Annotated in this window: 15 protein-coding genes, 1 tRNA gene and 1 pseudogene; 8 read left to right on the top strand and 9 right to left on the bottom strand. The window is 62.6% G+C overall.

Features of this window, described 5'->3' with window-relative positions; translation table 11 throughout:
* Positions 1–801, bottom strand: coding sequence for an SDR family NAD(P)-dependent oxidoreductase (locus tag U0034_RS04755; RefSeq protein WP_085223857.1), 801 nt, complete (start codon positions 799–801; stop codon positions 1–3).
* Between the two features lie 178 nt (positions 802–979).
* Here U0034_RS04755 and U0034_RS04750 point away from each other — a divergent pair, with 178 nt between their 5' ends.
* The gene (locus U0034_RS04750; RefSeq protein ID WP_085223859.1) at positions 980–1,771 is read left to right on the top strand and encodes a helix-turn-helix transcriptional regulator; all 792 of its coding nucleotides are present in this window, start codon (positions 980–982) and stop codon (positions 1,769–1,771) included.
* Between the two features lie 226 nt (positions 1,772–1,997).
* Here U0034_RS04750 and U0034_RS04745 read toward each other — a convergent pair whose 3' ends face one another.
* Positions 1,998–2,249 (bottom strand): hypothetical protein, encoded by a 252-nt coding sequence (locus U0034_RS04745; RefSeq protein ID WP_085223861.1) that lies wholly within the window; start codon positions 2,247–2,249, stop codon positions 1,998–2,000.
* A 154-nt stretch (positions 2,250–2,403) separates the two neighbouring features.
* Between U0034_RS04745 and U0034_RS04740 the strand changes: the two genes are divergently transcribed.
* Positions 2,404–2,778, top strand: coding sequence for a hypothetical protein (locus U0034_RS04740; protein ID WP_085223863.1), 375 nt, complete (start codon positions 2,404–2,406; stop codon positions 2,776–2,778).
* A gap of 262 nt (positions 2,779–3,040) precedes the next feature.
* Here U0034_RS04740 and U0034_RS04735 read toward each other — a convergent pair.
* The 4 genes and pseudogenes from U0034_RS04735 to U0034_RS29210 form a co-directional block, all read right to left on the bottom strand.
* A tRNA-Gly gene (locus U0034_RS04735) sits at positions 3,041–3,115 on the bottom strand.
* A gap of 209 nt (positions 3,116–3,324) precedes the next feature.
* The gene (locus U0034_RS04730) at positions 3,325–4,008 is read right to left on the bottom strand and encodes a hypothetical protein (RefSeq protein WP_139831103.1); all 684 of its coding nucleotides are present in this window, start codon (positions 4,006–4,008) and stop codon (positions 3,325–3,327) included.
* A gap of 271 nt (positions 4,009–4,279) precedes the next feature.
* Entirely contained in the window at positions 4,280–4,639 is a 360-nt protein-coding gene (locus U0034_RS04725; protein ID WP_085223865.1) for a DUF1493 family protein, read from the bottom strand.
* Positions 4,636–5,068: pseudogene (locus U0034_RS29210) on the bottom strand (STM2901 family protein). Before U0034_RS29210 ends, U0034_RS04725 begins: the two are co-directional and overlap by 4 nt.
* Positions 5,069–5,251: 183 nt before the next feature.
* Between U0034_RS29210 and U0034_RS04715 the strand changes: the two are divergent.
* Entirely contained in the window at positions 5,252–5,443 is a 192-nt protein-coding gene (locus U0034_RS04715) for a hypothetical protein (protein ID WP_085223867.1), read from the top strand.
* A 428-nt stretch (positions 5,444–5,871) separates the two neighbouring features.
* On the opposite strand, the gene U0034_RS04710 is transcribed toward U0034_RS04715, so the two are convergent.
* Complete coding sequence (locus tag U0034_RS04710; protein ID WP_085223869.1) at positions 5,872–6,159, bottom strand: hypothetical protein; 288 nt, start codon at positions 6,157–6,159, stop codon at positions 5,872–5,874.
* Positions 6,160–6,627: 468 nt separating this feature from the next.
* On the opposite strand from U0034_RS04710, the gene U0034_RS04705 reads away from it, so the two are divergent.
* The 4 genes from U0034_RS04705 to U0034_RS04690 all read left to right on the top strand — a co-directional run bounded on the left by U0034_RS04705 (position 6,628) and on the right by U0034_RS04690 (position 8,804).
* On the top strand, positions 6,628–6,915 hold the full coding sequence (locus U0034_RS04705; protein ID WP_085223871.1) for a hypothetical protein: 288 nt from the start codon (positions 6,628–6,630) through the stop codon (positions 6,913–6,915).
* Positions 6,916–7,073: 158 nt separating this feature from the next.
* Positions 7,074–7,358, top strand: coding sequence for a hypothetical protein (locus tag U0034_RS04700; protein ID WP_085223873.1), 285 nt, complete (start codon positions 7,074–7,076; stop codon positions 7,356–7,358).
* Between the two features lie 17 nt (positions 7,359–7,375).
* On the top strand, positions 7,376–7,633 hold the full coding sequence (locus U0034_RS04695) for a hypothetical protein (protein ID WP_085223875.1): 258 nt from the start codon (positions 7,376–7,378) through the stop codon (positions 7,631–7,633).
* Between the two features lie 424 nt (positions 7,634–8,057).
* A complete protein-coding gene (locus U0034_RS04690; RefSeq protein WP_085223878.1) occupies positions 8,058–8,804 on the top strand; it encodes a glucose 1-dehydrogenase in 747 nt (248 codons plus the stop codon).
* A gap of 46 nt (positions 8,805–8,850) precedes the next feature.
* On the opposite strand, the gene U0034_RS04685 is transcribed toward U0034_RS04690, so the two are convergent.
* Complete coding sequence (locus tag U0034_RS04685) at positions 8,851–9,570, bottom strand: SDR family NAD(P)-dependent oxidoreductase (protein WP_085223880.1); 720 nt, start codon at positions 9,568–9,570, stop codon at positions 8,851–8,853.
* Between the two features lie 131 nt (positions 9,571–9,701).
* Here U0034_RS04685 and U0034_RS04680 point away from each other — a divergent pair, with 131 nt between their 5' ends.
* Positions 9,702–10,700, top strand: coding sequence for a LysR family transcriptional regulator (locus tag U0034_RS04680; RefSeq protein WP_085223882.1), 999 nt, complete (start codon positions 9,702–9,704; stop codon positions 10,698–10,700).
* 71 nt (positions 10,701–10,771) lie between these two features.
* Here U0034_RS04680 and U0034_RS04675 read toward each other — a convergent pair whose 3' ends face one another.
* Complete coding sequence (locus tag U0034_RS04675; RefSeq protein WP_085223884.1) at positions 10,772–11,989, bottom strand: YeeE/YedE family protein; 1,218 nt, start codon at positions 11,987–11,989, stop codon at positions 10,772–10,774.
* Positions 11,990–12,207: the final 218 nt, after the last annotated feature.

Genomic DNA, 12,207 nt, shown 5'->3' with positions numbered 1-12,207 from the left:
TCACGACGTGCCTGCCTGCAGATGATCGAACGCAAGCGTGGGGACGTCGACGATCGAGGACCCGCCGTCGGCGACCAGCGTGGCGCCGGTTACGATCGAGGCCTCGGGCGAAGCGAGGAACGCGCATACGGCTGCGATTTCATCGGGCTCGGCAGGGCGCCGCAACGACACGTCCGCACAGACGCGCCGGTAGGCGGCGTCGAGCGAATCGTTGCATAGATCCATGAAGGGCTGCATTTCCTCGTCGGCCATCGGTGTGCGGACCCAGCCGGGGCAGACCGCATTGACGCGCACGCCCGCGGGGCCGTAGTCGCGCGCTAGCGAGCGCGTGAGGCCCAGCAGGGCGTGCTTGGCCGTGGTGTAACCGCACACTGCGGGGCCTGCGGCGAGCGATGCGATCGAAGCGATGAGCACGATGGCGCCGCGTTGCTCGACGAGATCGGGCAGGCATGCGCGCGCGCTGACGAACGCTGTATCGAGATTCGCACGCATGGCCGTGGCCCAGGCCGCGTCGTCGGTCTCGGTGGCGGAGCCGAGGCCGTGGCCGCCCGCACAGGCGATGAGGGCATCGACACGGCTGCCGTCGTGCCGGATTGCGTCGAGGAACCCGGCCCAGTCCTTCGAACTCGCTGCATCGCCTGCGAGTATGCGGCCGCCCGTCTCGCGAGCGATGTGTTCGAGCGGTGCGCGTCTGCGGCCGATGAGGACGACGCGTTCGTCGGCTCGTGCGAAGCGCTTCGCGCAGGCGGCGCCGATACCTGTACCGGCGCCTGTAATGACGATGGTGCGTGGGGACGACATGAGGTTTTCCGTTCGAGAGGGATTCGAGCCTCAGTCTAGGAGGGGCGATGGCCGGGAGAAATCGACCAAAAGGATGACGACGTGCCGGTGTGCTGCCGGCCGCATTGCCGATTTGTGATAACGCACGCGAGCGCGGCTCGGTAGTATCGGCCGAGGCATCACGATTTCGAGAACCGCCATGTCGAGTCAACCCGTTACGGCGCCCGTCGAGCGATGCGCAGGCGAGGGGCATCGCGCTGTCGGCGCGGGCGAGGCTCGGCGCGCGCTCGAACTCGGCGTGGCGACATTGAGCCGGCTGGCGCGCCCGTCGGCCAGTGTCTTTTATCAGGTCGGGCCGGATCGCGAGCCTTGCGGCTTCGAGTTGTTCGGCTTGGCCGAGCCCATGCATCGAAGCTATCTGGAACGCTATTGCCGGATCGACCCGCAGCATCCCGCGCGTCTGACATCGCCGGCGGACCGCGTTCTCATGCTTGATCGCGCTTTGCCGCGTCCGCTTCGCGAGCGCTCGGCGTACTGGTCCAGCTTTCTTTCGCGCTATGACGTGGTGGATGTCATGGAGGTATGGCTGCGCAAGGGGGAAGGAGTGGTGGGCGCGTTTTCATTGTTGCGCATGGCGCCGGACGAGCCATTTTCGCCACGCGAGATCGAGAGCGTGGAGGCGGTGCAGCCGTTACTCGAAGCGGCGCTGATGCCGCGGTGGCAAAGCGCGCTTGCGCCGCGGCCCTTGCCGGCTGGCAGCAAGCCGTTGACGCATCGCGAGCAGCAGATTGCCCGCCTCGTTCGCACGGGCCTTTCCAACAAGGAGATCGGCCGATCGCTCGCGCTCGAGCCGACGACGGTCAAGACGCATCTGCTGCGGATTTTCAGAAAGGCGGGCGTGTCGAGTCGCACGGAGCTGATTGCCGCGCTGTTTCTCGGTGGCTCGGCGGATGCGGCGTTGGCTGGCGGACGCGTCGCCGGGCTCGAGTGAGTCTCGATCAGCCAGCCTGAGCGAGCGCGGGCGGCAAGCGGGCATGCGTAGCATAGGGTCGATCACAAGCGGGCGTGTTTGCGCCGGCCTGCTCGCCCCGAATCTTTCCAGTCCTTACCGTCTCGTAACAATTGCGAGGAAACGCTCTCTTACCGAGGCATTAGAGAGTGTTCCAATTCCTTACGATGAATGTTCAATTCGTAAGGAGTGCATTTGCCATGAGCATTCAAACTGTCGCCAGCTCCAGTTCGCTGAGCAATTTGTGGGCAATCGAAAGGAGCGGAACGTCGGGCGGGAGGTCGTCGCTCGACTCGACGACGACTTCCTCCACCTCGTCCTCAGACTCGAATCCGCTGCTTGCGGCGATCGAAGCCGCACTGACCAAGCTTGGAATTTCGTCGAGTACGTTGTCGGGCTCGACGAGCTCGACCGATTCCTCGACTTCGAGCGGCGCGGATACGTCGTCGTCTTCGAGCACGGACTCTTCGTCGTCGGCGAGTTCGGTTTCTGAAGCGCTTCAGGCCTTTCTAGGCGCGCTTTTTCAGGCGGCGAGTACGATGCAGGCGCCGAACTCGACTTCGAGTTCGGATGCGACGGCCGGCAACTCGAGCGATTCGGCGACCACCGGTTCCATGCCGCCGCCGCCGCCGCTTTATGGTGGCGGACCCGGTGGCGGACCCGGTGGCGGCCCGGGCGATATCGGTGGGGCGCTGAACGCGCTCGCGAAAGCGTTGGGTTCGTCCGGCTCGGCTGATTCGTCTACGTGGTCCACCGACTCGACCGCGTCGGCCGGCACGAGCGATTCGAGCACCGACACGAGTTCGTCCTCGCCGTCCTCCTCGTCGACGCTTTCCTCGCTCGAATCGGATTTCTCGTCACTGCTCAGTGCTCTCGGCGGCAGCAGCTCCGGCACGTCGCTTCAGTCGTTCGTGCAGACGCTGGCGGATACGCTCAAGGGTGCCGGGCCGATTCTGACCGTTGGTAGCCTCGTCTCGACGTTGGCTTGAGCGGCAACGTTCCGACTGATGCGGGCCCTGCTTGCGCGCGGCCCGCTAAGCTTGTTCAATGCGGCGGATGACAAGGCCGGGGGCCACGGCTTTGTTGATCGATTGAAACGGATGTTGGGCAATGCCGAGCAGACAAGCGCGGTAAGCCTGAAGGCAGGGAATTCGATTCGAGGGCGAGTCTGGCGATGGACGCTCGAGGGGCGGCGAGCTTGGCGGGCGGGACCAGCGCAGCCAGCCTATGAGGTAAGGCCTGTTGCCGTAGTGGAGCGGGCGATGGGAATCGAACCCACGTCTCTAGCTTGGGAAGCTAGGGTAATAGCCATTATACGACGCCCGCAGAGTCGGTGATTCTACAGGGTTTTTGTCTGGTTGGGGAGGGGGGTGTCGCGGTCGCTGGCATCGAAACTGGCGTGACTCGATGGCGGGCCGGTGGCATCGCGGGAGACGGGTGCGGCCGTCCGGGATCGGCCAATAGCTGTCATTGGCGGAGGCAGAACTGTGCATCTGCTATCGTCTAGCTCCAGCCGTTCATGACGAGCTTCTTGATCATTTTCCCCTGCGCTGGCTTGCAGTGTCTACGGAAGGTGATGTGTAGTGGTACGGGCCTGCGGCCACGATATCGGCACGGGAGGCTGAACGTATGTAGGCCTCGACTTCTGCTGAAACATCTGCCATGGCAGATTTCACGTAAGTGATAGATGCCAATGTAAGTAGCCGTAGATTGCTGATGTGCCAATCATCGAGCGTTGATGCCTTAAAGAGAGTCACAACTGGTGGGCCCACTCGCGCCACTGGTCCATCGGGGTTGGCAACCGGCACCAACACGGCACCTTGCGTGTACGCATTTTCATCATGTACAACGGTTTTATCCCTCAATGCTTGGAGAACAGCAAACTGTGCGCGGCCCTCCTCTGGCTCGTTCGCTAAGACCACTGCTGCATCAAGCTTGCTCCGACTTGCGCTGCGTTTGAAGCACTTGAAGAACATGGCGAGCGCCGCCGTCCACAGGGCATCTGCTTCTGGCGTTCGCTGAGTGTGCTTGTGAGTGAGAAGTTCCAGCCAACCGAGAGTGACCTCGAGATCGGAGAGATGAAGACTGAGGTCTACCCAACGCCGTGCACTTTCGTGACGGACGGCGTACATATGAACCTGGCCATCCGGCAGAGTTCCTGACGTTTGACTCGGTTCGACCCTTTGCATGTTGATGACCATTCTTTCCTCTGATGACATCTCGCCTCCTTCGTTTCGCATTGGGGCAAAGCCGATTTTCTAGGAATCTGTATTCCAGAACATCCGTCCCCCCACGGTTGTACCGATCAAACAGGAATCATTTTGACCCAGAGCAGCTTTCCGATACTGTGTCGCCAAATGTCAGCTACCTTGTGCAACACGGACATTCGCTTCTAAGCTATGAATGACAGCTACGGGTCGATGGGCGTCAATTGTGACATCTGTCTTGTTCACCAATACCGAAATCGCCTGTCGCCTTCCCGATGGTTCGTCACAAGCGACCGTTCTCGACCTTCGCGGAATCCCACTTGCCCAGGCGAGCAGCCGTGACGAGCATGCCGACCGTGATAGGAATGCGATCGAGCGCCTTCCGCCGCTTTCGCGACAGGGCTGTGACGAGCATGAGCAGAAGGCCGGATCCCTCGTCCATGAAGTAGCGCGCCGACGAAAAATCGCCTTCGTCGACCTTGAAGCGGGCAAAGAAGGCTTCCATGAACATTTCACCTTCGATGCCAGTGATGCCGAGGTCGTCTTCAAGCGTCGTGGCCGCGGTGATGACCTTGCTCTTCGACACGCCGCGCTCCTTGCGCACGAACGATTCGACTTCTTCGAGCAGCAGCGAATTGCTCATAGGCGGTCCTCGGGTCTCACGAGCTGGTTGTAATGAACGGCGCTGCGGTAGCTGATTACCGACACGTCGTAGGCGAGGATGACTTCGCCGATGATCGGGACGGTGCGACCGACGAAGACGCCGATGTTACGCGTCCAAAGAATTTTGAGGCGCCGCACGCTGCCCAGCGTGAGCGTCGGCAGGATGTCCTTTTCTATCTTGAAGTCGAGGTGCCTGCGTGCCACCCGTGATGCTATCGACGTGCCGATCGTTGCACCCTTTGGCTTGCGCCTCGTGGGAAGGAAAGGCCAGCCGATGATCAGCAGTGCCAGCCCGGTTAGCTCGTCAGCACCGAAGTGCTTTGCGGGCCTCGTCGAGCATAACGAGGAAGAACAATTGCGGTGGCGTAAGGTTTGTGTGTATGCCGTATGTGTAGGTGTTTTTCGACACGTCTTGGTCCTCGGAGTCAATCAGGGCGAGAACGTATCAGAAGTCGATTCATCTGAGAATAGACAGGGCGGGCTACACCGGGCAAGCGCGCCAGCCAGCCCAGCTGCCGTGCCTCATACCCCCGCTACGTAGAGTGGGATGCCCTCGTTGTTACGATCGGGGCATAGCCGGAATAGTCGCCGCATGGACGACACCGAACACCCCAACAATTTCCCGCCGCTGACCATCGAGCAGATTCGCGAACTGGCCGTCGCGATCCGCGAAGTCTTTGGCAGCGACCTTTCGCGGACGGAATTCACCGACAAGCTGCTGTTATTTCTCGAAGACGTACCAGGATACGAATCAGGCGAAGATGCGGCGGCCTTGATCACGTGAGCGTGGGCCGAATACACCGATCGTCGCCAGCGAGCGGCTACTTGTGGCGGTGTCTTTTCGCCGGCGAGGAGTCGAACGCGAGCATCTCGCCCGTGCGACGTCCAAAGGTTTCTGTCGTGAAAACCGGGCATCAGCGTGAACAGTGGGACTACGTGGGGCCGGCAGAAAACCCGACGTGAGAAGGCGCATGATTAGTGGTTCTAATCAACGCGCAGGGGCTTGGGAAGGTAGGGATAGCCATCGACGCCTGCGGAGTCAACGTTTCCACATCGTTTTTGGCCGTTTGAGGAGAGCGGCCACGGGGCGCAGCATGGCTGTGCGACGGAACGGTGGCATCGCGAGCCGGCTGCGGTGCCGTTTGGCAGATTATCGATGTCCATTGGCGCCGCGACTTACCGCCGCCCGGTGCGATTGAATCGCAGGACCGTTCATAGCGGTTCCCAGATCGCTCGACCGGAGCCGCTGCCCGCATCGATCAACATTTCAGCGTAGGCCACGCAGGCGCGCCTGGCGTCGCCGGTATTCGAAAATGGACGCGCGCCTGGCACGCGGAAAACGCGACTCCTCGCGCTGTCCATCCCGGAATCGGCTTCGCTGACAAGGATCGACGCATCGAATCCTTCGTCGTAATTATGGCCAAAACCAGCCTGTGTCGCGCGATGGGGATACACAAGTAAAGATATATCGAGGCCTCGATAATGGCGGATGGTGCTCATCAGATCACTCCTTGGGGCCGCAGCGAGCAGCCGTTTTTTGATCGTTGCATATGTCGGTCGATGGCGATATCCGAAACGCCTGACCGGCTGTATTAACGAGTCGATGCAGCCCGGCCGGACCTTCTCCGGCGGGAAAGCTGTAACTCGTGCGAGACAATGATTCGGGCTGTTTTGTGTCCGACCCGCCAGGGGATTTCATGCGTGCTATCGGCAAGCGCCGACAGGCCCGGTTACCGTCGAACGTTCTCAGGGGGGCCGCCTACGTGCGGCGGAGGAAGAACGAGGCTGAGAGCCATCGTCAGTCATCGGAAAGAAGATGGATGACAGTGCGGACAGGACCCGCTTTGCGGACTTCGTGGTTCACCATACGCGTACCGGCACCTTCGGTCAATGCAATTCGGAAAATATGCGTCGCCCTGTGCTGCCTGTTCCGGGGTATAGTGGGCCTTCCCTTGTGGAGTGACCCCCATGCTGACGCCCGTGTTTCTTCTCTACAAGGGGTACGAACTTCATCCTCTTGTCTTTCGCCGCACGTTCAATCGCTTTGACGGACACTCCCGCTACGCCGAAGGGTATGACATTGCAGTGCGGATATGTCGTCCGGCCTCGCTGGAAGGCTCCCCCGCCAGCCGTGTTTTTCGACTGAACCAGTCCGATGCGTTTTCCGATCTAGGCGTGGCGAGGCGTGCCGCCCGGCAGCAGGGAAAAGACATCATCGACGGGAAGGTGACCGGAGCTTCCGTCATAGACATGTGAGGGCGCTGCGAGCATACTGAAGCGGCTGACCGGCTCTGCCGTTGCGCGCCTCTTTTACCGTCGCATTCTCGCAAAAAACCGACTCGCGGCGGCAAGCGGCAGTCCGCGCGACGAAGCGATGAGCCGAACGCAGGGATTCCTCCAGACCGGTATTGTCTGTGCAAATCAACCTCGCTGAGATTCCGCATTACCTCGTGCTGCGCGCGGGCTGCGAGCCGTATGTGCTGAACGCTAACCACCGTGTTTTGCGTCGCGAGGCAAGCCGTCTGCTGCACATGTTCGCGAGGAGCCGCGGTGCGCCCACATCGATCGCGAACGAGTCATGGAACGACTTTTCCGGCACTGAGTCCATCGCACCTGCCGAGCGGGCCGAGATGCGGGTTTACGCACTGGTGCGCGGCACCGAAAGCGAACACCAGCTCTCGTTACTGGCTGGCCTCTGACTCTCACGGGGCGTCTTATGTATCGGATGATTGCGTACCGAGGATGGGAGATCCATGTCGAGCTTAGTCAGTCCGCAGAGGATCTTTACGACGTCACGTTTCAGATCAAGGGCGGCGACAATCTTCGTATCGTGGGTGAGCGCGGAGGCAAGATTTCGCTGCACAACGGTCCCTATACACGCCGTTGGGCATACCTCATTGCCGAAGTCGCCGGGCGCGCGGCAATCGATGTGCTTCTTGGCGTGAACGCCGCGGGCGATGATCCCATCGCGTAACGGAAGTCGGGTGTCCGCTGTGGCGCGGTGTGACGGTGGGAGCACGCGCGGCCCGGCAGGCAGACGGTTACGGCCGGTGTCGATCAGACCGGCACGCAGCAATGCACGACGAGCTGCTCGTTCCCGGCGCTGCAAGCAGGCGGCTCGCGCAACGTTCAGCTGCCATGGACCGCGGGGCAGATCAAGTACTACAACTTCTGGAAATACAGCGACTGACGTGGGCTGCCACCGGCTTGCCGTACTTCGAACGGCTTGCTCCGCCGAACCGTCGGAAGTGGGATTGTTCGCAAGATCCTCCAAGTCAATTCGCCTCGAGCCACTTTATCGACGTCCATCGACTGACTAGATTTGATCCACCGCAGGCCGGCGGGCACGCCAAGCCGCCGGCTTAATTCAGGGTTTCAGATCAATCGGAGAAAAGGACATGGGCAAGCTCACAGGTAAAGTGGCCGTCGTCACGGGCGCGTCGAAGGGTATCGGTGCGGGTATCGCGAAGGCGCTCGCGAGCGAGGGGGCGTCGGTCGTGGTCAATTACGCAAGCAGCAAGGCGGGTGCCGACGCGGTCGTCGCTGCGATTACGTCGGCCAACGGCCGGGCGATTGCGGTGGGCGGTGACGTATCGAAAGCGGCGGACGCACAAGGCATCATCGACGCGGCCATCGAAACGTATGGCCGCATCGATATCCTCGTCAACAATTCGGGCGTCTACGAGCTGGCGCCGATCGAAGCGTTCACCGAAGAGCAATTCCACCGGCAGTTCAATATCAACGTCCTGGGCCTGATGTTGACGACACAAGCGGCGCTGAAGCACTTGGGCGAGGGCGCGAGCATCATCAACGTGAGTTCGGTTGTGACCACGATCACGCCGCCGGGAAGTGCCGTCTACAGCGGTACGAAGGGTGCCGTCGATGCAATCACCGGCGTGCTCTCACGCGAACTCGGGCCGCGGAAAATCCGCGTCAACGCGATCAATCCGGGCATCGTGATCACGGAAGGCACGCACGCGGCCGGCATAGCAGGCTCCGACTTCGAAGCAATGGCAATCACCCAGACGCCGCTCGGCCGGGTGGGGCAGCCGGACGATATCGCATCGATCGCGGTATTCCTCGCGTCCGACGATTCGGGCTGGCTGACGGGCGAGCACATTGTCGCGAGCGGCGGCATGCGCTGACCGTTCCGCATAGACGACGCAGACAACCGTTTGCCGCCGCCCCCATTCACCACGGCACAGTCCGCCCAAGATAGTCGAGGTATTCGAGCCCGGGGCGCCCGAGCTTGTTCAGGAGCACATTCACGACTCCGGGCACGCTCTCGTCGATCGACAATCGTCCCTCGGGCCCGCCCAATTCGGTGCGCACCCATCCCGGCGCCATCAACACCAGGGCCCGCGTCGAATCCGCCTCGCGCGCGGCGAAGCTGCGCATGAATTGGTTCAGCGCCGCCTTGCTGCCGCGATAAACCTCGCGCTGGCCGGACTCATTGTTGGCGATGCTGCCTTGTCCGGACGACATGATCCCGATCAACCCGGCCGGCGCGACCAGATCGGACAGACGTTCGACCACCCGCATCGGGCTGAGCGCGTTGGTGATCATCAGGTCCACGAAATCGTCGGTCGATACTTCGCCGATGGTCTGAGTCGGGTCGGGATTGGTCGTACCGGCGTTGACGAACAGCATATCGAATGTCCGGCCGGCCAAGCGTTCGCGCAAGGCGCGAATCTGCTCGGGCCGGGTGATATCCAGCGTCTCGATGTCGATTCGGCCGGGGTGGGCATCGGCCAGATCGTGCAGCAGTGTGCGGCCGCCGCTGGCGCGCACGGTGCCGGTGACGTGCCATCCTTTCTTCAGAAATTCGGCCGCCATCGCGTGGCCGAGGCCGCGCGAGGCACCGATGAGCAGAACGGCGGGGCAATGAAGGGGGGCGGCGGTGTGGGGCATGGCGCTATTCCTGTTTGGATCGACTCCATGCATTCTCGGGATTGCGCTCGATTTGCACCAGACGCTGGCCCTGCAATCCACGATTGCACCCAACGCCATGGCTCGGCGCGTTTTGGATTATTCTGCGGAGCATGTCACGCGTCGACCTGAACCTCCTGAATGCGCTCGATGCTTTGCTCAGCGAACGCAGTGTGACGGGAGCCGCCCGTCGCCTGAATCTGAGCGTTTCCGCCATGAGCCGTACGCTCGCGCGCCTGCGCGCGGCCACCGGGGATCGCCTGCTGCTGCAAGCCGGCCGCACACTGGTGCTCACGCCTTATGCCGAGCAGTTGAGCGAACGCATCCCCATGCTCGTTCGCGAAGCGCAGGCCGCGCTGAGCCGCGCGGAACACCCGCTCGACATCGCGACTCTCAGTCAACGCTTCACGCTGCGAGCCGGCGAGGGCTTCATCGATCTGCTTGGCGCAGCCTTGTTCGATCGGATCCGCTGTATTGCACCCGGCGTACAGCTTCGCTTCACGCCGAAGCCTGATTGGAACGCTCAGCCGCTGAGGGAGGGCGCGATCGATCTGGAGATCGGCATCGTCAGGACCTCGGCCCCCGAGGTTCGCACGCGGCTGCTCTTCCGGGATCGCTACGTCGGCGTATGTCGCATCGGCCATCCTCTGCTGAGCGGCGAGGCCGTCGATTTAGAACGATGGACGGCATATGGTCACGTGGTGGCGTCGCGCACCGGCGAGGCGGACGGCCCCGTCGATGCGCTGCTCGAGCCGCCCGGGTCTCGCCGCAAGGCGCCGATGATCGTGCCGTCCTACACGAGCGCGATGCAGGTGGCTCGCCACTCGGACTTGCTCGCCGTCGTCCCGCATTCTTGCCTGGGTAATCGCTTCATGCCCGATTACGCGTCGGGCAACGGCTTGCAAAGCTTCGAGCTGCCTCTGCGGATACCTGCCTTCAACGTTTCGGCGATCTGGCATCCGCGCCTCGACCACGATCCGGCGCATCGCTGGCTTCGCGCCGAGGTGCACGAGCTGTGTCTTGCAGCCTACCCGCGAGCGCCGCATCGCGCGGCGCACGGCGAGGGCGCCGGGCATTGCGGGGAAACCCGTCCCGGCCGTCCCGCTTCCTAGCCGTGCAAGGGTGAGAATGAAGCGGCTTTCGCGTCAATGCGAACCGGGAGCCGCTCGGGGGATACTGCTTTTCAGCACGCCCCCGCTTTGACGGTCTTCTCGTTCGGAAGCCCGAAAACGGGCCGCAGGTACGTCCCCACCACGCTGCCGAGGAATGCGCAGACAGCCCATAGCCATCCGTGCAGACTGCCCGAAACGATCCCGCTGAAATACGCGCCGATGTTGCAGCCGAACGAAAGGCGCGCACCGTACCCCAGCAGCAGGCCGCCGATCACGGCTGCGGCCAGCGAACGCGGCGGCACGCGCCAGCCGGGCTGGAAGCGACCCGCGAGCGCGGAAGCGGCAAGCGCGCCGATCATGATCGCGATGTCCATGATCGTCGTTACGTCGAACGGAAGCGGCGCAACGAGCGCCTTGGCCTGATGTTGCCAGTACGGCCAGCTTGCAACGTCTACGCCGAGCGCCGCCGCCCCCTTCGCACCCCAGAGTGCGAACGCGGACGTAATGCCCCAGGGCCGGCCGGCGAGCGCCAGCGTGGCGAAGTTGAGGACGGCCAACGCGATCGCACCGACCCACATCGGCCACGGTCCCACGAGCCAGACGGGACCGCCGTCGCGCGCTGCCGTATTGGCGGCTTGCAGCGTGCCGTGCCGACGCCTTTCGACGATGACGGTCACTCCGGCAATCGCGGCGAACAGTGCGAGATTGATCGCGATAGCCGGAGCGACGCCGAACGTCTTGATGAACGAGAACGGCTCGGGCGCCGGCAGCGACGTCCACCATGCAAAGTGCGCGGTGCCGATCAGCGAGCCGACGACGAAGAAGAACAATGTAACGATCATGCGCGTATTGCCGCCGCCGACCGCGAACAGGGTGCCGGACGCACAGCCTCCGCCGAGCTGCATGCCGAGGCCGAAGATGAACGAGCCGACGACGACCGACGTACCCGCCGGCAGCACGTGACCGGCAACCGGATGGCCGAACAACGTGCCCGAGGACAGGGCGGGGAAGAACAGCACCACGCCGAGCGCGAGCATCGCCATCTGCGCGCGCAGGCCGGCGCCCCGGCGATCGGAGATGAACCGGCGCCACGCCGAGGTGAAGCCGAACGAGGCGTGATAGAGCGTAAGACCGAGCATGCCGCCGACGATCCACAGCGCGGCTTGGCGGCCGCTGACGGTTGCGTCGAGGTAGACGAGCCCTGCGAGAAAGATAAGCGATGCAACGCCGAGTGCCCCGATGTGAACGGCGGGGCGCGCGGCGCGCGTGGCGACCGAGATGTCAGACATATGGGAGTCCGGGTGCGCTGAGAAGGGCGAACAGATAGAAAAAGAAAGGCAATGCTTTCATATGCATTATCTGCCCGGATAACGCAGTTGTATAGAAACGTTTAGTTATAAGCGTATGCCCTGCGCAGGGGGCCCGCGCCGGCCCCGCGAACCGACCGAACCCGCGCGAGGCGTTGCCATCGGGGCATGGGCCGGCGCATGCTTCGCCGCGCGTGGGA

The organism is Trinickia caryophylli (genome assembly GCF_034424545.1).
In the GTDB taxonomy this organism is placed as follows: domain Bacteria; phylum Pseudomonadota; class Gammaproteobacteria; order Burkholderiales; family Burkholderiaceae; genus Trinickia; species Trinickia caryophylli.
This window is presented reverse-complemented; position numbering and strand designations above follow the sequence as displayed.